The following is a 19819-nucleotide window of genomic DNA, read 5'->3' as shown; positions in this document are numbered from 1 at the left end:
TCCGGCTCCTCCCACCAATGGTGTCATCATTGTGACATGCGGGCGTCGCCGGTGGGAGAGCAGATGCGCCCTATGGTTTACGCATCGCCACGGACCCCCAGCATCGGCGGGGCGGGACAAAAAGTCGGCCCTTGCCCGGATGGCGCGGCGGTTGGAAAGCCTCTAGCGTGCGCGCCGTCACACGGGGAGGACGATCATGATCCTGATGCTGGCGGGGCTCGCCCTGTTCGTTGCCATTCACATTATTGCCGCGCGCCGCAAGATGGCCGCAGCGGCCACGGCGCAGCTGGGGGCCACCACCTATCGGATCGTGCATGGCGTCCTCGCCATCGCCGGGGTGCTGATGATCGCCTATGGCTTCGGCCAGTGGCGGGCGGAAGGTCCGGCCCAGCTCTACGATCCGCCGGTGGGTCTGCGCCATCTCGCTCTGTTGCTCATGCTGTTCTCGTCCATCTTCGCCGTGGCGGCGCTGGTGCCGAGCCACATCAAGGCGTGGCTGAAGTTCCCCTTCCTCGTCGCCATCAAGACCTGGGCGCTGGCGCATCTTCTCGCCAATGGCGACGCCGCGACGGTAACGCTCGCGGTCGTCATCCTCGCCTGGGCGGTGGTGCTGCGGATCATGGCCAAGCGCCGGAACGCCCCGCTTCCCGTCGCGCCGACCAACTGGTGGGGTGATCTCATTGCGGTGGGCTTGGGTGTCGTGCTTTATGCCTTCCTCTCTTTCTGGTTCCACCCCCACATCGTCGGGGTGCCGGTCATGGGCTGAGTAAGCCCATGCAGGAAAACGAGGAAATCGCCTGACATGTCCGTTCAGTCCGCTGTCCGCCGCCTTACCGCTCCGGACATCCGCGCGAAGAAGGGCGGCGAGCCCATTGTCTCGCTGACCGCCTACCACGCCCATACCGCCCGCCTGATCGACCCGCATGTCGACTTCATGCTGGTGGGCGATTCGCTCGGCATGGTGATGCACGGCATGGAGACCACCGTGCCGGTGACAGTGGACATGATGATCCTGCAGGGCCAGGCGGTGATGCGCGGCTCGGCGCGGGCGCTGGTGGTGGTGGACCTGCCCTTCGGCTCCTATGAGGGTTCGCCGCAGCAGGCCTTCGCCACCGCCGCCCGGGTGCTGAAGGAGAGCGGGGCCGGTGCCGTGAAGCTCGAAGGTGGGCGCCGCATGGCAGAGACAGTGCGTTTTCTCGCCGATCGCGGTGTGCCGGTCATGGGCCATGTCGGACTAACGCCGCAGGCGATTAACACGCTCGGCTCGTTCAAGGCGCTCGGCCGCGATGAGGCGAGTGCGGCGCTGATTCTCGACGACGCCCGCTCTATCGCCGATGCCGGCGCTTTTTCCATCGTGCTGGAGGCGATTTCCGAACCGCTGGCCCGCCAGATCACCCAAGAGGTCGCGCCTCCCACGATCGGCATCGGCGGCTCGCCGGCCTGCGACGGCCAGATTCTCGTGCTGGAAGACATGCTCGGCCTGTCCGACCGCGTCCCCCGCTTCGTCAAGAAGTTCGCTGAAATCGGGCCCGCCATCGGCGCCGCCGTGGAAGCCTATGCCAGCGAGGTGCGCGCGCGCAGCTTCCCCGGGCCGGAGCATGTCTACGCCCCCAAGAAGGGATAGGCGGCCTCTTTCCGGGGCAAAGCGCGGCGCCGCCCGCTCCGCCGCTCGATTTGCCTTGTTCAAGCCGCATCGGTAGTTTACGCGGCCCTTTCCAGTACCGGCCCCGCCTTGCTGCGGCGGCCCGCGACGAGTTGCTCACGGACGTTTCATGGCTGACATCTTCAACGAGATCGACGAGGACCTGCGCCGCGAGCGTTTCGGCCGCCTGTGGACCCGCTATGGCGGCTTTGTCATCGGCCTGGCCGTGCTCATCGTCGTCGCCGTCGCCGGCTGGCGCGGCTACGAGTGGTGGAAGCTGAAACAGGATCAGGCGTCTGGCGCGCGTTTCGAGGCGGCCCAGAAGCTCGCCACCGAGGGTAAGACGGCGGAAGCCGAAGCCGCTTTCGTCGCACTGGAGAGGGACGGCACCAGCGGTTACCGGCTCCTCGCGCGTTTCCGGGCGGCCGACGAACTTGCCAAGAATGATGCCGCCGCCGCCGTCGCGGATTACGACGGGCTGGCGAAGGACCCTTCGGTCAGCACGTTGATGCAGAATGTCGCCCAGGTTCGCGCGGCAATGCTGCTGGTCGATACGGCGTCGCTCGCCGAGATCGAAGGCCGGATGAAGCCGCTCGACACGCCCGAGGGGGCGTTCCGCCACTCCGCCCGCGAGATCATCGGCCTCGCCCAGTACAAGGCAGGTGACTATAAAGCGGCGACGGAGACCTTTACCGCGATCCTCAACGATGGGCAGACGCCGCCCGGTCTGCGCCGCCGCGCCGAGTTGATGCGCACGCTTTCGGCCTCATCGATGCCGGTGCCCGCAACTGCCGTGCCAGCGGCGGCCGCTCCCGCTCCCGCTCCCACCGAAACGCCTACTGCCACGCCGGCCCCAGCCGAGCCCGTTCCGGCCACGCCGCCGGCTTCCGCTCCCCCCGCGCCGTGAGGAGGTGCTGATGCGCCGTGACACGTCCTCTTATCGTTCCCGCCTGCGCCGCGTCCTGTTTCTGCTGCCGGTTCTCGGTCTCACGCTGGCTGCCGCCGGCTGCGAGACGCTCGACGCGATCAACCCGTTCAATGAACGTGAAAAGCCGCTTCCGGGCGCGCGCCAGCCGGTTTTCCCCGAGGGTGTTCCGGGGGTCGACTATAATCAGGCCCCGCCGCAGCCGGCGAACTCGGCCTATAATCCCTACCAGAACGAGCCGCCGGCGGCCGGAGCGGCGGGCGCCACTGCGCCGGCCCGGTAGAGCTGACGGGCGCGGAGGCCCCTTTTTCCCATGACGATTACCGTCGCGATTGTCGGCAGGCCGAATGTCGGCAAGTCGACGCTGTTCAATCGTCTGGTCGGCAAGCGCCTGGCGCTGGTCGATGATCGCCCCGGCGTGACCCGTGACCGGCGCGAGGGCGATGCGCGCCTTGGCCATCTGTCCTTCCGCGTCATCGACACGGCGGGGCTGGAGGAGGCCAAGGCGGAATCGCTCGAAGGCCGCATGCGCGCCCAGACGGAAGCCGCCATCGCCGATGCCGATGTGCTGCTGTTCCTGATCGACGCCAAGGCCGGTGTGACACCGAGCGACCGGGCTTTCGGCGAATTGGCGCGGCGTTCCGGCAAGCACACCATTCTCGTGGCCAACAAGGCCGAGGCGAAAGGATCTGAAAGCGGCACGCTCGACGCCTATGCGCTCGGGCTCGGTGAGCCGGTGGAGCTTTCCGCCGAGCATGGCGATGGCATGGCTGACCTGCTTCGTGCGCTGGCGCTTTGCGTGCCGGACGAAGAGGATGAGGACGAAGGGACCGACCCGGAGGCCGGGCGACGCATTCGCGTCGCCGTTCTCGGGCGGCCGAATGCGGGCAAGTCGACCCTGATCAACGCCCTGTTGGGTGAGGATCGGCTGCTGACCGGGCCTGAAGCCGGCATCACACGCGATTCCATCGCCGTGGATGTGGAACGCCACGGCGTGGAACTGCGCGTCTTCGATACGGCCGGCATGCGCAAGCGCGCGCGCATCGATGACAAGCTGGAAAAGCTATCCGTCGCCGACGGGTTGCGCGCCGCGCGCTTCGCCGAAGTCGTCATTGTGCTGATGGACGCCACCCATCCCTTCGAGGAGCAGGATGTGCGCATCGCCGACCTCGTCGAGCGCGAGGGGCGGGCGGTGGTGCTGGCGATCTCGAAATCCGATCTGGTGAAGGACCAGCAGGGGTTCGTCACCCGCATGCGCCAGGAGGCCGACGACCGGCTGCCACAGGTGAAGGGCGCGCCGGTGGTGCTGGTCTCGGCCCTCACCGGAGAGGGGCTCGACCGCCTGGTGCGGGCGGTGCAGCAGACGCATGAGGTGTGGAACCGCCGCGTCTCCACCAATCCGCTGAACCGCTGGCTGATAGAGACCACCGACCAACATCCGCCACCGGCCGTGTCGGGCCGTCGCATCAAGCTGCGCTACATCACACAGCCCAAGGCGCGCCCGCCGAGCTTCGTGCTGTTCTGCTCGCGCGCCGATGCGCTGCCGGAGAGCTATGTGCGCTATCTCGTCAACAATCTGCGCACCACCTTCGACCTTCCCGGCGTTCCGATCCGCCTGACGCTGCGCGAGAAGGACAATCCCTACGCCGAGAAGGACTGAGGCAGTTTTCGCAGCTTGTGCAGCCCTTTGCGGGCGGTGTGCCGCGTCCAGCGGCGGCCGGCATCAAGCCAACGGCGCACGGAGTGTCTGAACCTTCGTCCCTGCCGCTGCTGGTTCTGCGCGTTGCGCCAGTGCTCGCGCAGATCAGCGGCCAGAAGTCGCTCCTGTGCGATCATAGGGTCGCGGGCCAGCTTTTCCGCACGTTCGGCGTTTTGGGAAGGCGGCACGGAGAGCATGGCGTCAAGATAGGGCTCCAGCCGGTAACGCTCGAGCACTGAGTCGCCCAGTGCCCGGGCGAACGCATCCGCAGCGGCGTAGCCTGCGGTGATCTCGCGGGCAAGTTCACCCGGGCCCAGCCGCCGCTCGCAGCAGCGGCCGGTAAAGTTGAATCGCGCTGTCAGGGCGAAGTTGTCGGCCGTGAGATAGCCCGGCCCGCCGAAATGGTCGTAGACATAGACGGGCACGCGCGCGGCGAGCGCGTAGGGGATCGTCTTGCCGATGCTGATGACGAGGTCGGAACGGCCGATCAGTTCGGGACTCACCAGCCTTTGGCGGAACTGGAGCCCAACGCGCTCAACCTCGATGTCGGGTGAGAGCTGGTCCAATGCAGTAGCCAGAGCCGGATCGAGGTGGTTGGTGATGACGGTGATCCTCCCCAGCTTTCGCGCGGTTTCGGGAGGTTGCCGGAAATAGGCCGACGGGGCAGCGTTGTAGAAAACGGAAACGGGCGCGGTAACCTCAAGCTCCTTGAGCCTTCGCGCGGTTTCTACGGAATTTGCGAAATAGGCGTCGGCCAGCAGGCGATCAAACCGCCAGCCACCGCTTTCCATGAACGTTCGGCGCCCCAGTTTGCCGAACACAAAGGCCGTGCGCTCCCGCGAAGCGGAGTCAAGACGGTAGTCGAACAGCCCGGCGACATGATGCTGGAGATAGACGACATCATAGGAAAAAGGCGCGATCGCCTGTGGGTCGGTGACGATTTCCAGCCCGAGCCGCGACTTGAACATGCCCGCCATCGGGTCCGACGCGACATTGGCGAACAGCGTGACGCGATGTCCCAAGCTGCGGAAATAATGGGCCAGTTCCAGACATATCAGCTCGGAACCGGCCATCAGCGCCAGATGGTTGGTGCCGATCAATATCTCCACATTCCAACCCTCAACCGTTCGCTTATTCAGGAAGGTATCGGGAAACCCTTAAAGCCGCGCGTCGGAAAATCATACAGCTGACCCGTTTCCACGACACTCGGAAGGCACAGCGCGAGGATGGCCTGCGCCAGCTCTTCCGGGCTCGGCAGCGTGTCCGGATCTTCGCTTGGGAAGGCCTTGGCGCGCATGCGGGTGCGGATCGGGCCGGGATTGATGAGGTTCACCCTGAGGCTGGAGATGTTCTCCACCTCCGCGGCCCAGGTGCGTGCGAGTACTTCAACGGCCGCCTTGGTGACCGCGTAGGCGCCCCAGAATGGCCGGGCCTTGTGAGCGGCACCGGAGGACACGAGGACAGCGCGCCCGGCCGTGGAGAGCCGCAGGAGTGGATCGAGCGAGCGGATGAGGCGCCAATTCGCCGTGAGATTCACCGCCAGCGTGTCGTTCCACTCCTTGGGCTCGATCTGTGCCAGCGGGGTCATCGGGCCCAGCACGCCGGCATTGCCCACGAAAATGTCGAGCCGACCGAAACGCTCATAAAGCGCGCCGCCAAGCCGGTCGATGCCTTCGCCGTCCTTGATGTCGAGCGGCACAAGCGTTGCCGTCGAGCCTGCTGCGATGATCGCGTCATCGAGCTCCTCCAGCGCGCCGCTGGTACGACCCACCGCCACGACATGCGCACCGGCGGCGGCAAGAGCGAGGGCCGTCGCCCGGCCGATGCCACGTGTGGCGCCGGTAACGAGGGCGATGCGGCCATCGAGCGGGCGCAGGGAAGCTTCGGCCGCAGGAAGGTCGGACATGGCGTTTCCTTGAAGGTTCAGTTGTCGTCGGTCATGACCACGGACGGCGCGGAGCGCCGGGCCGGGCCGTGGAAGACCGCTTCGATGTTGTTGCCTTCGGGATCGAGCACGAAGGCGGCGTAGTAGCCGGGGTGATAGTTGCGCAGCCCCGGCGATCCATTGTCCCGGCCGCCATGGGCGAGGGCGGTGGCGTGGAATCGGCGCACCGTCTCCTCGTCGCCCGCTTGGAAGGCGATATGCGCGCGCCCCGTGGTCGGCACGCCGGGCGAGACGAAGAGCTCGTCGGCGAAGAAGTAGCCATCGCCCTCCACAAGGGGCACATCAAGCACGGCAAGCACCGCCGCATAGAAGCGGCGGCAGGCCTCATAATCGGCCACGACCAGTGAGATATGGTCGATCAGCCGGCCGCGATGCCATTCGCGCAGCTCGACCATGCCGCTCAGCTCGCCTCGGCCAGGAGCGAGAGCTGGCGCGGCGCCACTTCGCCGTCGCGATCCGACAGCGGGGTGGGGTACTCGCCGGTGAAGCAATGGTCGGTAAATTGCGGCCGGAGCGGGTCGCGGCCCTCATAACCCATCGACTTGTAGATTCCGTCGATGGAAAGGAAGGCGAGGCTGTCGGCGCCGATATAGCGGCGCATGCCTTCGAGGTCGTGCGTCGCCGCCAGCAGCTTGTCGCGGTCGGGCGTGTCGATGCCGTAATAGTCGGGATGGGTGATGGGCGGCGAGGAGATGCGGAAATGCACCTCGCGCGCACCGGCTTCGCGCATCATACGGACGATCTTCACCGAGGTGGTACCACGCACGAGGCTGTCGTCGATCAGCACGATACGCTTGCCCTCGACGACGGCCCGATTGGCCGAGTGCTTCATCCGCACGCCCTGGTCGCGCACCGACTGGGTCGGCTGGATGAAGGTGCGCCCAACATAGTGGTTGCGGATGATGCCGAGCTCATAGGGCAGGCCCGACGCCTGGGAATAGCCGATCGCCGCCGGCACGCCGGAATCCGGCACCGGCACCACGAGATCCGCGTTGGCCGGCGCTTCCGCCGCGAGCTGCATGCCCATGGTCTTGCGCACCTGATAGACCGAGCGGCCGCCAACCACGGAGTCCGGACGGGCGAAATAGATGTACTCGAAGATGCAGGGGCGCGGCGGCACGCTGCCGAAGGGGCGCAGTGTTTCCACCTTGTCGGAGGAGAAGACGATCACCTCGCCGGGCTCGATGTCCCGCACGTGACGCGCACCAATTATGTCGAGGGCGCAGGTCTCGGAGGTCAGGATCGGGTGGCCGTCGAGCTCGCCGAGCACCAGCGGGCGGATGCCGAGCGGGTCGCGGGCCCCGACCAGCTTCTTGTTGGTGAGGCCGACAAAGGCATAGGCGCCTTCCAGCGAACGCAGCGCATCAATGAAACGCTCGGTGAAGCGCGCGCGCTTGGAGCGGGCGACGAGGTGGAGCATCACCTCGGTATCGGAGGTCGACTGGCAGATCGCGCCGTCGCGGATCAACTGGCGGCGCAGGGTGAGGCCGTTGGTCAGGTTGCCGTTATGGGCAATGGCGAAGCCGCCGCCATCGAGTTCGGCGAAGAGCGGCTGGACGTTGCGGAGGATGGTTTCGCCCGTGGTCGAATAGCGCACATGGCCGACCGCGATATGACCCGGCAGACGCTTGATCGCTTCGCCATCGGAGAAGGCGTCGCTCACCAGGCCAAGACGCCGCTCGGAGTGAAAACGCCTTCCGTCATAAGTGGTTATGCCAGCCGCTTCCTGGCCGCGATGCTGCAGGGCATGCAGGCCGAGGGCGGTGATCGCCGCCGCATCGGGGTGGTCGTAAATGCCGAACACGCCGCACTCTTCGCGCAGCGTGTCCCCGTAGTCGTCGTAGAAATCGTCCGGCTGCGCCGATTTCGACGCCACATGATCACCCATCAGATCGGCCATTGGGTCTTCGCTCCTCGGCGCAGGTCAAGGCTGCGCCCGCTCCACTCTGCTCAAAAGCAACTGTGCCCGGGACGCTTCGCGCACGGGCACGGTCGAATTAAGGCGCCGACGGCGTCACCGGGCTCGGCGTGGCCGGCGCGCTGCCCGGTGCGACGGGCTCGGGCGGCGGCTCGGTCGGCTCGGCGTCCTTCGAGCTGCGCATCTCGCGGATGAGGCTCTCAGGGTCTTCCGGCAGGATGGAGATGAGCCAGTCACCCGCACTTTGCAAGACCAGCTTGGTCCGCGCGTCGCGAATCCACTCAGGCTGGCCCTGCTCGTTCTGGACCAGCCAGTTGAAGAACAGGAAGGCCACAACCATGATCAGGAAGCCGCGGGCCAGGCCGAACAGGAATCCGAGGGTGCGGTCGAGCGCGCCGATGCGGCTGTCGAGCACGAGGTCGGAAATCCGCACCGTGATGATCGAGACGATCAAGAGGGTAACGATGAACAGCGAACCGACGGTCGCGGCCATCGCGAAGGTGTCGTTGCTGATGTACTGCTTGGCAAAGGGCAAAGCGTGCGGATACGCATAGAGCGTGACCAGCGCCGCCGCCACCCAGGAGACGATGGCGAAGACCTCGCGCACAAAGCCTCGCACCATGGCGAGCAGGCCGGACACGACCATCACGGCGATCAGGATGATGTCGAGGAGCGTCAAGACGATCTCACCGTGGTGGGGCTGGGCTTCACGCGAAAGCGCAGCGAATCTGGACTGTTCCGGCCCCGCAGCGGGCCGCGCGAGGTATAGCGCGGTGAGGCCCGCGCGTCATCCCTCTTGCGGCTTGCCGCTGCTGCGGCGCGATCCCTTGGCCGCGATGGTGGCGACGATATCCCCAAGAGAGGTGATGGCATCGACCGCCAGTGGCGCCTCGCCGGCGTCGCGTCCGTTGGGGGGCGATCCCTTGGCCACTGTTCCCTTGGCCGCCGGCGCCACGGCGCGGGTGAAGCCAAGCTTCGCCGCCTCCTTGAGCCGCGCCACCGCATGCGGCACGGCGCGCACCGCGCCGGTGAGGCTGACCTCGCCGAAATAGACGCTGTCGGGTGGCAGCACTGCGCCGGAGAGCGAGGATATGAGCGCCGCCGCCACGGCCACATCCGCCGCCGGCTCGCTGATGCGGAAGCCGCCGGCGACGTTGAGATGCACATCATGCGCACCGAGCTTGATGCCGCAGCGCGCTTCCAGCACGGCCAGCACCATGGAGAGGCGGCTGGGGTCCCAACCGACCACGGCCCGGCGCGGCGTGCCGAGGCTGGTCGGCACGACAAGCGCCTGGATTTCCACCAGCACCGGCCGCGTGCCCTCCATGCCGGCATAGACCGCCGTGCCGGGGGCGCCGCTGTCGCGGTTCGACAGGAACAGGGCGGACGGGTTGGCCACTTCCGCGAGGCCGAGGCCGGTCATCTCGAACACGCCGATCTCGTCGGTCGGCCCAAAGCGGTTCTTCTGCGCGCGCAGGATGCGGAAATGATGGGCGCCATCGCCCTCGAAGGAGAGCACGGCGTCGACCATATGTTCGACGACACGCGGGCCGGCGATCTGGCCGTCCTTGGTTACGTGGCCGACCAGAATGACAGCGGCGCCGGCGCGCTTGGCGTAGCGGATGAGGATCTGCGCCGAGGAGCGCACCTGCGTCACCGTGCCGGGCGCGGATTCCACCGTGTCGGTCCACATGGTCTGGATCGAATCGATCACCACCAGCGCGGGCCGGCGGCCTCCGGAGAGGGTGGTGACAATATCCTCGACATTAGTCTCAGCGGCCAGTTCCACCGGAGCGCCGGAGAGGCCGAGCCGTTCGGCGCGCAGGCGCACCTGGGCGACGGCTTCTTCGCCGGAGACATAGATGATGCGGTGCCCGGCGCCTGCCAGCTTCGCCGAGGCCTGGATCAGCAGGGTCGACTTGCCGATGCCGGGATCGCCGCCGATCAGCAGCACCGAGCCGGGCACGATGCCGCCGCCGGCGACGCGGTCGAGTTCAGAAATGCCGACCTGTACGCGGGGCGCGTCTTCCGAGGTGCCGGTGAGGCTTTCCAGCGCAATCAGTCGGCCGCGCCGTCCGCCGCGCAGCGTGGCGGGCATGGTATCGGCCGCCGTGGTTTCCTCGGCGATCGAGTTCCACGCGCCACAGGCATCGCAGCGGCCCTGCCAGCGCGCATGCACGGCGCCACAGATCTGGCAGAGAAAGCTGGTGCTGCGCTTGGCCATGGAGAAGGGGTCCCGCACTGAGAAGATCCCGCGCTTCTAGCGCGGGAACAAACCGGGATCAAATCTCTTGCGCCGCCGGGACGGCGCGCCGGTGATAGCGGCGGCCGAGCGAGGTGAGGATTTCGTAGTCGATGGTCTGGGAGTGGCGCGCCAGATTGTCGAGCGTCAGCCCGTCTCCAAGCAGGGTCGCGAAGTCGCCGAGCTGGACCGCATCCTCAGACAGCTCGGTGATGTCGACGGCGAGCAGGTCCATCGAGATGCGGCCGATCAAGGGGCAGCGATGGCCCGCCACCACGGCCTCCGCTCCGGGGCGCAAGTCGGATGCGCCGGCGAGACGCGGGATGCCGTCGGCATAGCCGGCGGAGAGTATGGCGACGCGCGAAGGTCGTATGGCAGTGTGGGCGCCGCCATAGCCGACCGTTTCACCCTCATGCACGTGGCGGATGCGGGCGATACGCAGTTCGAGCCGCACCACCGGCCGCAGCGGCGCGACATCCGCCCGCGGGCGCCCGCCATAGACGGCGATACCCGGTCGGACGAGATCGAAATGATAGGCAGGATCGCCCAGCGCCCCGGCGGAATTGGACAGCGAGGCACGCACGCCAGGGAACAGCGCGGCAATGGCGCGGAAATCCTCCAATTGGCGCGCATTGAGCGGGTGGTCCGGCTCGTCGGCACAGGCGAGGTGGCTCATCAGCAGGGCGAGCGGAAAGCCGAGTTCGTCCCGGCCCTCCGCCACATTCACCGCCTCGGCCGGGGTCAGCCCCAGCCGGTTCATGCCGGTGTCGACATGGATGGCGGCGGGCAGCGCCTGGCCGATACGATCACAGAAATCGCGCCAGCTCGCGATCTCGTCCGTGCTGCCGAGCACCGGCCGCAGCCCGTTCTCCTGATAGGCAGCCTCGGTGCCGGGGAATAGGCCGTTGAGAACGAAGATTTCAGCGTCGGGGAGAAGGGCCCGCAGGCGCCGGGCTTCGCTCAGCAGGGCGACGAAGAAGCTGCGCGCACCGGCCTGCCAGAGCGTGGTGGCTGCCGCCGCCAAGCCGATGCCGTAGCCGTCGCCCTTGACCACGGCGGCACAGCTAGCCGGCGCGACGCGCCGCGCCAGTTCCTGATAGTTCGCCGCCAGGGCCGAGAGATCCAGGGTGAGAAGACCGCCGGCCTCATCGAGCGGGAGGGAATCAGAACTCACGATGGTGCTCACGGCTCAGGCAGCCGGTCCGACTGCACCAGATTGGAGAAGCGGGTGAACTGCGGCTCGAACGAGACCTTCACCGTGCCGGTCGGGCCGTGGCGCTGCTTGCCGATGATGACTTCGGCGATGCCTTGCGCGGCCTTCATGTCCTGGTCCCACTTGAACCATTCCTCGGTGCCTTCCTTCGGTTCGCGGCCCTTGAGGTAGTATTCCTCACGGAAAACGAACATCACCACGTCGGCATCCTGCTCGATCGAGCCGGATTCGCGAAGATCGGACAATTGCGGACGCTTGTCGTCGCGGGCCTCGACCTGACGCGAGAGCTGCGACAGCGCCATGATCGGCACGCCGAGTTCCTTCGCCAGCGCCTTCAGGCCGGTGGTGATCTCGGTGATCTCCTGTACGCGGCCCTGCGAAGAGCTCTTGGACGAGCCGGTGAGCAGCTGGAGATAATCCACCACCATGAAATCGAGACCGCGCTGGCGCTTCAGCCTTCGGGCGCGGGCGCGCAGCTGGGCGATGGAGATGCCGCCGGTGTCGTCGATATAGAGCGGGATCGTCTGCATCATCTGGGCGCAGCTGGCGAGCTTGTCGAATTCGTGCTCGGAAATGTCGCCGCGTCGGATCTTGTAGGAGGCGATCTCGGCCTGCTCGGCGAGAATTCGGGTGGCGAGCTGCTCCGCCGACATTTCCAGCGAGAAGAAGCCGACCACGCCGCCATCCACCGCGCGGATCGAGCCGTCGGGCAGTGTTTCCGATGTGTAGGCCGCCGCGACGTTGAAGGCGATGTTGGTGGCGAGTGAGGTCTTACCCATCGCCGGGCGGCCGGCGAGGATGATGAGGTCCGAAGGCTGCAGCCCGCCCATCATCTGGTCGAGGTCGTCGAGGCCGGAGGCGGTGCCGGAGAGGTGGCCGTCGCGCTGGAAGGCGCGGCTCGCCATGTCGACGGCTTCCTTCAGCGCGTCGTTGAAGCGCATGAAACCGCCATCGTAGCGGCCGGTTTCGGCCAGCTCGTAGAGCCGCTTCTCCGCTTCCTCGATCTGCTCCTGCGGTGTGGCGTCGATCGGGGCTTCATAGGCCTCGTTGACGATCTCCTCGCCGATCTGGATGAGATCGCGCCGCACCGAGAGGTCGTAAATGGTGCGCCCGTAATCCTCGGCATTGATGATCGTGGTCGCTTCCGCCGCAAGGCGGGCGAGATATTGCGGCGCTGTCAGCCCCCCGGCGTCGAAATCGGCCGGCAGAAAGGTCTTCAGCGTCACCGGCGTCGCCACCTTGCCGGCACGGATCAGCGCGGCCGCCGTCTCGAAGATGGCGACATGGATCGGCTCGAAGAAGTGCCGCGGCTCCAGAAAGTCGGACACGCGGTAGAAGGCCTCGTTGTTGACGAGGATCGCCCCCAGCAGTGCCTGTTCGGCCTCGATATTGTGCGGGGCGGTGCGATAGGACGCATCGGTCTCCGCCGGTGGGCGGTTCGGAGAATCGAGCATGGCTGTTCCGGGTGCAGGTGGGTCGACGCCACAGCTAACGCCGCACCGGGCAGATGTCCGGGGCGAATCGCGCGCGGCCTATTTTGTCCTGTGGAGCGCCTGTGGAAAGCCGAATCTCGCTTGACGGGATTCCGCCGCCACCCGCCCGACGGCCAGAGGTTGTCGGCTACTCACCCGCCAATCGCAGACCGGGCCGGTTCTGGTTCTCCATGCCCCGCAGCGCCGCTTCGCCCTGCGCGATATAGCTGCGGGTCATCGGCACCACGCCCTCGCGTTTGGCCAGCTGCACCTGTAACACCATCATCCCCTGATGGCGGAAAGCCATCTCGGACGAGGCGAGGTAGAACTCGAACATCCGCACGAAGCGCGCATCGTAGAGCCGCTCCACCTCCTCGCGATGGGCGAGGAAACGCTCCCGCCACGCTTTGAGCGTCTCAGCATAATGCAGGCGCAGGATCTCGATATCCGTGACGAGTAGCCCCGCCTTCTCGATCGCCGGCAGCACTTCCGAAAGCGCGGGGATGTAGCCGCCGGGGAAGATGTATTTGGCGATCCAGGGATTGGTGATGCCGGGACCTTCCGAGCGGCCGATCGAATGGATGAGGGCGACGCCGTCCTCCTTCATGAGCTGCGCCACCTTGGCGAAATACTCCTCGTAATGGCCGACGCCGACATGCTCGAACATGCCGACCGAGACGACGCGATCGAACGGCCCTTCCACGTCGCGATAATCCTGCAGGCGGAAATCGGCCCGCCCGGCGAGGCCCCGCTCCTCGGCGCGGCACCTCGCCACGCCATGCTGTTCCTGCGACAGCGTCACTCCGGTGACCTTCGCTCCCGCATGGGCGGCGAGGTAAAGTCCCATTCCGCCCCAACCGCAGCCAATGTCGAGCACGGAAAGACCCGGCCGATCAAACAGCAGCTTGGCGGCGATATGGCGCTTCTTGGCCAGCTGGGCATCGTCCAGCGACTGGTCGGGCGTCTCGAAATAAGCGCAGGAATATTGCCGGTCGGCGTCGAGGAACAGCGAATAGAGCCGTCCATCGAGATCGTAATGATGGGCGACGTTCTTCTGCGAACGGTCCGGTGGGTTGAACTGGGCGAGGCGTCGGAACAGAAAGCGCAGCCGCAGGAAGAGATGCGCGCTGGCACTGGGCACCTCAAGGCCGACCTGCGCCATCAGCAGCGCAAGCACCTCGGCGATGTCGCCCTGCTCCACCACCATGCCGCCTTCCATATAGGCCTCGCCGAAGCTCAATTCGGGATCGAGGACGATCTGGCGTTGCCAGGCATGAGAGGTGAAGCGCACTGCGAGGGGTGGTCCGCTGCCATCCCCGAACACGGCGCGATCGCCGGAGGCGAAGACCACGGAGAGAGAGCCACGGCGCACAATGCGCGCGAGGACCTTGGCGAGCAACCGTTCCATCGGCCAATCCCAAAGTACGGGGCAGCCGGCGAAGACAACGCGAATAGGCCCGTCTCCGCACGAAGACTGCCTGCCCATGCGCTGGGCATGTCGTTTATCTGCCGATCATTGCATCACAAGCTTTCGAGCCTCGCAACCTCCTGAACAGCCCCATCTATGCAAAAAAGCCCGGCCATCGCTGGCCGGGCTTGGACTTTGCGCCGATAACGCAAGGTAAAGTGTCAGGCCTGCTCGCCTTCGGCGTCTTCGCCGTCTTCAGCAGCGGCCTCTTCCAGGAACTCTTCTTCGTCCTCGTCATCGCGCACGACGCTGAGATCCTCGCCGCGCGACTGGCGCTGCGCTTCCTCGGGGCTGCGGGCGACATTGGCGCGAACCGTAACCTCGACCTCCGGGTGGAGGGTGACCGGCACCTCGTGCACGCCGATGGTCTTGATCGGGTGGTTGAGGACGATCTGGCGGCGCTCCACGGAGAAGCCGGCAGCGGTCAGCGCGTCGGCGATGTCGCGGGTCGACACCGAGCCATAGAGATAGCCCGTCTCGCCAGCCTGGCGGACGAGAACGACCTCGGTGCCCTTGAGGCTCTCGCCAACCTTCGCCGCCTCGGACTTGAGTTCGAGGTTGCGGGCTTCGAGCTGGGCCTTCATCGACTCGAAGCGACCCTTGTTCTCCTTGGTGGCGCGCAGCGCCTTGCCCGAGGGCAGAAGGAAATTGCGGGCATAGCCGTCGCGGACGCGGACGACTTCGCCCATCTGGCCGAGCTTGGCGACACGCTCAAGCAGAATGACTTCCATTTTAGTTCTCCATTCGATGCGTCAATGCGGAAAGGTGGGAAATTCAGATGTCGTTGGCGGCCGGCGGGCGTCCGGGCGGCCCGCCCCGGCGGAACCGGTAGCGCACGCCTAACAGCGTTTCCGCGAGGCCGAGCAGGGCGAGGATGGCGAAGGGCCAGCCAAGGGCCAGCGCCGCGATCCAGACCGTGGCGATCACCAGGGCGCGGCCGGCGGCACCACGCGTAATCCAGTGGATGACGGCGAGCCCGATGAAGGCGAACACCATGACCAGGGTGGAGGCGAGCAGCTGCGCCAGCAGGCCGACGAAACCACCTGCCAGATTGGCGGCGATGAACGCGCCCACGAGCACGACGGCGACCGGACGCGGCACCGAGATAGCCGCGAGATCGGGCCAGGGGCGCATAAGCCGGCCGGAGAGACGAGCGGCATGGGCGGCCAGCCACAGATTGCCGATCTGCGTAACCATGGTCACGACAGCGGCGGCAGGCGGCATGATGAGGACCAGAAGGTCGATCATCCGCTCCACATCTGCTCCGCCGGCGCCCGGCGTCTCCTCGAACATCGCTTGGAACAGCGCGCGCAGAGCGGCCTGATAGCCTTCGACACTGCCGGCCACGAGCGGGATCAGTGCCGCCACGGCGAGGCAGCCGAGAATGCCGGAGGCAAGGACGATGCGCCCGACCGGGAACCATTCCAGCGGCGCGCCCGGCTGCGGCTCGCGGGCCATCAGCGCGAGATAGGCCAGCACATAGGCCGGCAGACCGACGCCCGCGACATAGGCGGTCAGCAGTTCGAGGCCGAAGAACACCCCGATGGCGACCGCCGCCGTCGAGGCAGCGACCAGCGCGGAAACATGCGTCCAGCCGAGGCCGACAATGAGGACGGGCAGGGGGGCGAGATAGAACAGCGGGAGCGCAAGCGGGCTGCCCGTGGAGACGGTCGCCACGAGAAGTGCGGACGCCGCGCCGGCGCCGAGCGCTATGAGCCAGTTCTGTATCATCGACGCGCTGTCCCGCCTTTAGCGGTTAGGGGCGGATCATCGTCCGTCCCAGCCAAGATCCCCGGAAGGCCGGCGACCTGTCGGAAATGGGGTTCAGAAAATGTCCCCGGCCGTGGCCGGGGACAGAAATTTCACGCGATCAGCGGATCACGAAGGGCAGCAGGCCGAGGAAGCGCGCGCGCTTGATCGCCTGGGCCAGTTCGCGCTGCTTCTTGGCCGACACGGCCGTGATGCGCGAGGGAACGATCTTGCCGCGCTCGGAAATGTAGCGCTGCAGCAGACGCACGTCCTTGTAGTCGATCTTCGGCGCATTGGCGCCGGAGAACGGGCAGGTCTTGCGACGGCGGAAGAAGGGGCGACGGGCGCCCGAGGAGTTCGCGGCTGCGCCGCCGGTGCCACCGAAAGCCATCACTCAGTCTCCACGTTGGCCGGAGCTTCTTCACGGTCACGGCGCGGGCCGCGGTCGCCACGATCGCCGCCGAAGCTGCGTCCGCCGCCACCAAAGCCGCGATCGCCGCCGAAGCCGCGGTCACCGAAACCGCGGTCGCCGCGGTCATCACGGTCGCGCTTCTGCAGCATGACCGACTGGCCTTCCTCAAGCTCCTCGACCCGGACGGTGAGGTAGCGCAGGATGTCCTCGTCGATGCGCATCTGGCGCTCCATCTCGGCCACAGCGGCCGGGGGAGCGTCGATGTTCAACAGCGAGAAATGCGCCTTGCGGTTCTTGCGGACGCGGTAGGTGAGCGTCTTCACGCCCCAGTACTCGGTCTTGGAGACCGTGCCGCCATTCGCCTCGATCACGCCCTTGAAGCGTGTCGTGAGTTCCTCGACCTGCTGCGCCGTCACATCCTGGCGCGCGAGGAACACGTGCTCGTAAAGAGCCATGTTCATGCCTTTCCATATGTTCCGCACTATTGCGGCCATCATCCCGACGCCGAGCCCTTCGAGCCCGGAAAGGCTCGAATATTCTCGAAGGCGGGGACACGGGACGACGCGAATCCGCAGATTCACTGCTGCGCGGAACCAAAAAGCCATGCGCAACCGTCCGTTCAGCCCCCGGCCGGGACTGACAGTGCGCGGGCTTATACGCGAAAAACGCGGGAAATCAAGGCGCGGGGAGAGGAGAGGCGGGCTTTGCTGCGCCGCGCTCCCCATCCCTGCGCCCCCGCCACACTCTATATACGCGAGGTGTGGCGGCATCGCGTCCCTCCGGACATCGGCGCCGCCGCCCGTACAGAATAGAGCGTCGTCGAGCCGCAGGAATCGCACGTCTGCCCACAGGGCCGGGCCGCTGCAACTTGACATGTCACGCAGGGCGTTGTTCCTGCGCCCGCCAATTCTCAGCGTATAGGTTCTTCCAACGTCATGAGCATCGCGTTCGTTTTCCCCGGTCAGGGCAGCCAGGCCGTCGGCATGGGCAAGGCCCTCGCCGACCAGTTCCCGGTTGCGCGCGCCGTGTTCGAGGAAGTGGACGCCGCGCTTGGCGAGAAGCTCTCCGCCGTGATGTGGGACGGTCCGATCGAGACGCTGACGCTGACCGCCAACACCCAGCCCGCCCTGATGGCCGCTTCGCTCGCCGCGCTCCGCGTCCTGGAAGTCGAGGCGGGGCTGGACCTCGCCCGCGACGCGGCCTTCGTCGCCGGCCACTCGCTGGGCGAATACTCGGCGCTTGCCGCTGCCGGTTCGCTTTCCATTGCCGATACAGCCCGCCTGCTGCGCCTGCGCGGCACCGCGATGCAGGCCGCGACCCCGGTGGGCACGGGTGCCATGGCGGCGATCCTGGGTCTCGACTTCGATAAGGTGGCCGCTGTTGCCGCCGAAGCGGCGCAGGGCGAGGTGTGCGACATCGCCAATGACAACGCGCCCGGTCAGGTGGTCGTCTCCGGCAACGCGGCCGCGGTCGAGCGCGCCTGCGAGATCGCCAAGCGCGAGGGTGCCTCACGCGCGATTCCGCTCACGGTTTCCGCTCCCTTCCACTGCCGTCTCATCGCTTCCGCCGCCGACGCCATGCGCGACGCGCTGGCAGGCGTCGAGGTTCGGGCGCCGAAGGTGCCTCTGGTCGCCAATGTCACCGCCGCGCCGGTCAACACGCCGGATGAGATTCGCGCTCTGCTGGTCCAGCAGGTGACGAGCACGGTGCGCTGGCGCGAATCCGTCGCGTTCATGGCGGAGCAGGGCGTGAACCGGCTGGTCGAGGTGGGGACTGGCAAGGTGCTTTCCGGCCTCACCAAGCGTATCGCCCGCCAGGTGGCCGCGACGAGCGTTGGCGCGCCCGAGGATGTCGCCGCCTACGTCGCTTCCGCAGCCCAGGCTTGAGACAGCAATTCAGGAGTTTCCCATGTTCGATCTGACCGGGAAGACGGCGCTCGTCACCGGCGCCACGGGCGGGATCGGTGGCGCCATCGCCAAGGCGCTGCACGCGCAGGGCGCGACGGTGGCGCTGTCGGGCACGCGGCGCGAGGTCCTGGAGGCGCTGGCCGCCGAGATGGGCGAGCGCACCCATGTGCTGCCCTGCGACCTCTCGAACATCGAGCAGGTGGAGCAGCTGGTGCCGCAGGCCGAGGAGGCCATGGGCGAGCTGGACATTCTCGTCAATAATGCCGGCATCACCCGCGATGGCCTGTTCGTGCGCCTCACCGACGAGATGTGGGACACGGTGATCGCGGTGAACCTCACCGCCGGCTTTCGCCTCACCCGCGCCGCCGCCCGCTCGATGATGCGCCGGCGCACCGGCCGCATCATCGGCATCACCTCGGTGGTCGGGGTGACCGGCAATGCCGGCCAGGGCAATTATGCCGCCGCCAAGGCCGGCATGATCGGCATGTCCAAGGCGCTCGCCAAGGAAGTTGCAGCGCGCGGCGTGACGGTGAACTGCATCGCGCCGGGTTTCATCGCCACGCCGATGACCGACGTGCTGAACGACAAGCAGAAGCAGGCGATTCTCTCCGCCGTCCCGGCCGCGCGGCTGGGTTCGCCCGAGGATATCGCCGCTGCCGCCGTCTATCTCGCATCCGCCGAGGCCGGCTATGTCACCGGCCAGACGCTGCATGTGAATGGCGGGATGGCCATGATCTGACGAGGCCCGCCCAAGCGCCTTTAACCGGACTTTAACGGTGCTGGTTTTGGCGTTTGAAGTGTGCTAACAGCCGCCTCGGCTCACAGGGTCGAACACCGCATATCCATTGCGGAATCGTTCGGGACATCCTGTAATCGGGGCAAAAAAGCAGGCCGCCAAAGCCGCGTTCGCGCGGGGGCCAAATGGTACAACGTAGCAACCTCCGGATACGGACGAGGGTGAACCGATGAGCGATATTGCCGAGCGCGTGAAGAAGATTGTAGCCGAGCATCTGGGCGTCGAGCCCGAGAAGGTTACCGAGAATGCGAGCTTCATCGACGACCTCGGCGCTGACAGCCTCGACACCGTCGAGCTGGTCATGGCCTTTGAAGAAGCCTTCAACTGCGAGATTCCCGACGACGCCGCCGAGACGATCCTGACCGTCGGCGACGCGATCACCTTCCTGGAAAAGAACGCGGCCTGAGGGCTGCTCTCGCGCGCTGCGGCGG

At 66.6% G+C, this 19819-nt stretch carries 21 protein-coding genes; 8 read left to right on the top strand and 13 right to left on the bottom strand.

The window, feature by feature from the left end; translation table 11 throughout:
• The first annotated feature begins 196 nt into the window (after positions 1 to 196).
• The 5 genes from ACP2AH_RS03330 to der all read left to right on the top strand — a co-directional run bounded on the left by ACP2AH_RS03330 (position 197) and on the right by der (position 4227).
• Positions 197 to 766: an NnrU family protein gene (locus ACP2AH_RS03330; RefSeq protein WP_425104481.1), complete on the top strand. Its 570-nt coding sequence runs from the start codon at positions 197 to 199 to the stop codon at positions 764 to 766.
• A gap of 36 nt (positions 767 to 802) precedes the next feature.
• A complete protein-coding gene (gene panB, locus ACP2AH_RS03325; RefSeq protein WP_244377327.1) occupies positions 803 to 1624 on the top strand; it encodes a 3-methyl-2-oxobutanoate hydroxymethyltransferase in 822 nt (273 codons plus the stop codon).
• Between the two features lie 148 nt (positions 1625 to 1772).
• A complete protein-coding gene (locus ACP2AH_RS03320; RefSeq protein WP_425104480.1) occupies positions 1773 to 2549 on the top strand; it encodes a tetratricopeptide repeat protein in 777 nt (258 codons plus the stop codon).
• Positions 2550 to 2559: 10 nt separating this feature from the next.
• The gene (locus tag ACP2AH_RS03315; protein WP_425104479.1) at positions 2560 to 2850 is read left to right on the top strand and encodes a hypothetical protein; all 291 of its coding nucleotides are present in this window, start codon (positions 2560 to 2562) and stop codon (positions 2848 to 2850) included.
• 30 nt (positions 2851 to 2880) lie between these two features.
• Positions 2881 to 4227, top strand: coding sequence for a ribosome biogenesis GTPase Der (gene der / locus ACP2AH_RS03310; protein WP_425104478.1), 1347 nt, complete (start codon positions 2881 to 2883; stop codon positions 4225 to 4227).
• Here the strand turns inward: der and ACP2AH_RS03305 are convergent.
• The 13 genes from ACP2AH_RS03305 to rpsF form a co-directional block, all read right to left on the bottom strand.
• Entirely contained in the window at positions 4209 to 5366 is a 1158-nt protein-coding gene (locus tag ACP2AH_RS03305) for a hypothetical protein (protein ID WP_425104477.1), read from the bottom strand. The two genes, der and ACP2AH_RS03305, sit on opposite strands and share 19 nt — an antisense overlap.
• A gap of 35 nt (positions 5367 to 5401) precedes the next feature.
• Entirely contained in the window at positions 5402 to 6172 is a 771-nt protein-coding gene (locus ACP2AH_RS03300; protein WP_425104476.1) for an SDR family NAD(P)-dependent oxidoreductase, read from the bottom strand.
• Between the two features lie 17 nt (positions 6173 to 6189).
• Positions 6190 to 6606 carry a VOC family protein gene (locus tag ACP2AH_RS03295; RefSeq protein WP_425104475.1) on the bottom strand — a complete coding sequence of 139 codons (417 nt, stop codon included), beginning with the start codon at positions 6604 to 6606 and terminating at the stop codon, positions 6190 to 6192.
• Between the two features lie 5 nt (positions 6607 to 6611).
• Positions 6612 to 8111, bottom strand: coding sequence for an amidophosphoribosyltransferase (gene purF / locus ACP2AH_RS03290; protein WP_425104474.1), 1500 nt, complete (start codon positions 8109 to 8111; stop codon positions 6612 to 6614).
• A gap of 97 nt (positions 8112 to 8208) precedes the next feature.
• Complete coding sequence (locus tag ACP2AH_RS03285) at positions 8209 to 8814, bottom strand: CvpA family protein (RefSeq protein ID WP_421697869.1); 606 nt, start codon at positions 8812 to 8814, stop codon at positions 8209 to 8211.
• A 102-nt stretch (positions 8815 to 8916) separates the two neighbouring features.
• Positions 8917 to 10353 (bottom strand): DNA repair protein RadA, encoded by a 1437-nt coding sequence (gene radA / locus ACP2AH_RS03280; RefSeq protein ID WP_425104473.1) that lies wholly within the window; start codon positions 10351 to 10353, stop codon positions 8917 to 8919.
• Positions 10354 to 10411: 58 nt separating this feature from the next.
• A complete protein-coding gene (gene alr, locus ACP2AH_RS03275; protein WP_425104472.1) occupies positions 10412 to 11545 on the bottom strand; it encodes an alanine racemase in 1134 nt (377 codons plus the stop codon).
• An 8-nt stretch (positions 11546 to 11553) separates the two neighbouring features.
• On the bottom strand, positions 11554 to 13038 hold the full coding sequence (locus ACP2AH_RS03270; protein ID WP_244377309.1) for a replicative DNA helicase: 1485 nt from the start codon (positions 13036 to 13038) through the stop codon (positions 11554 to 11556).
• A 166-nt stretch (positions 13039 to 13204) separates the two neighbouring features.
• Complete coding sequence (locus ACP2AH_RS03265) at positions 13205 to 14464, bottom strand: class I SAM-dependent methyltransferase (protein WP_425104471.1); 1260 nt, start codon at positions 14462 to 14464, stop codon at positions 13205 to 13207.
• A gap of 221 nt (positions 14465 to 14685) precedes the next feature.
• A complete protein-coding gene (gene rplI / locus ACP2AH_RS03260) occupies positions 14686 to 15255 on the bottom strand; it encodes a 50S ribosomal protein L9 (protein ID WP_425104470.1) in 570 nt (189 codons plus the stop codon).
• A 43-nt stretch (positions 15256 to 15298) separates the two neighbouring features.
• Positions 15299 to 16255 (bottom strand): DUF2232 domain-containing protein, encoded by a 957-nt coding sequence (locus tag ACP2AH_RS03255; RefSeq protein ID WP_425104469.1) that lies wholly within the window; start codon positions 16253 to 16255, stop codon positions 15299 to 15301.
• Between the two features lie 139 nt (positions 16256 to 16394).
• Positions 16395 to 16664: a 30S ribosomal protein S18 gene (rpsR, locus tag ACP2AH_RS03250; RefSeq protein ID WP_244377301.1), complete on the bottom strand. Its 270-nt coding sequence runs from the start codon at positions 16662 to 16664 to the stop codon at positions 16395 to 16397.
• Positions 16664 to 17140 carry a 30S ribosomal protein S6 gene (gene rpsF / locus ACP2AH_RS03245; RefSeq protein WP_425104721.1) on the bottom strand — a complete coding sequence of 159 codons (477 nt, stop codon included), beginning with the start codon at positions 17138 to 17140 and terminating at the stop codon, positions 16664 to 16666. The genes rpsR and rpsF overlap by 1 nt, the downstream gene beginning before the upstream one ends.
• 480 nt (positions 17141 to 17620) lie before the next feature.
• Between rpsF and fabD the strand changes: the two genes are divergently transcribed.
• The 3 genes from fabD (at position 17621) to ACP2AH_RS03230 (ending at position 19794) form a co-directional block, all read left to right on the top strand.
• A complete protein-coding gene (gene fabD / locus ACP2AH_RS03240; protein ID WP_425104468.1) occupies positions 17621 to 18571 on the top strand; it encodes an ACP S-malonyltransferase in 951 nt (316 codons plus the stop codon).
• A 22-nt stretch (positions 18572 to 18593) separates the two neighbouring features.
• Complete coding sequence (fabG, locus tag ACP2AH_RS03235; RefSeq protein WP_244377297.1) at positions 18594 to 19331, top strand: 3-oxoacyl-[acyl-carrier-protein] reductase; 738 nt, start codon at positions 18594 to 18596, stop codon at positions 19329 to 19331.
• A gap of 226 nt (positions 19332 to 19557) precedes the next feature.
• Positions 19558 to 19794 (top strand): acyl carrier protein, encoded by a 237-nt coding sequence (locus ACP2AH_RS03230; RefSeq protein WP_307020162.1) that lies wholly within the window; start codon positions 19558 to 19560, stop codon positions 19792 to 19794.
• The last annotated feature ends 25 nt before the right edge of the window (positions 19795 to 19819 follow it).

Origin of the sequence: Ancylobacter sp. (genome assembly GCF_965249975.1) — a bacterium.
Lineage (GTDB): Bacteria > Pseudomonadota > Alphaproteobacteria > Rhizobiales > Xanthobacteraceae > Ancylobacter.
The sequence above is the reverse complement of the archived record's forward strand: the minus strand, read 5'-3'. Positions and strand labels throughout refer to the sequence as shown.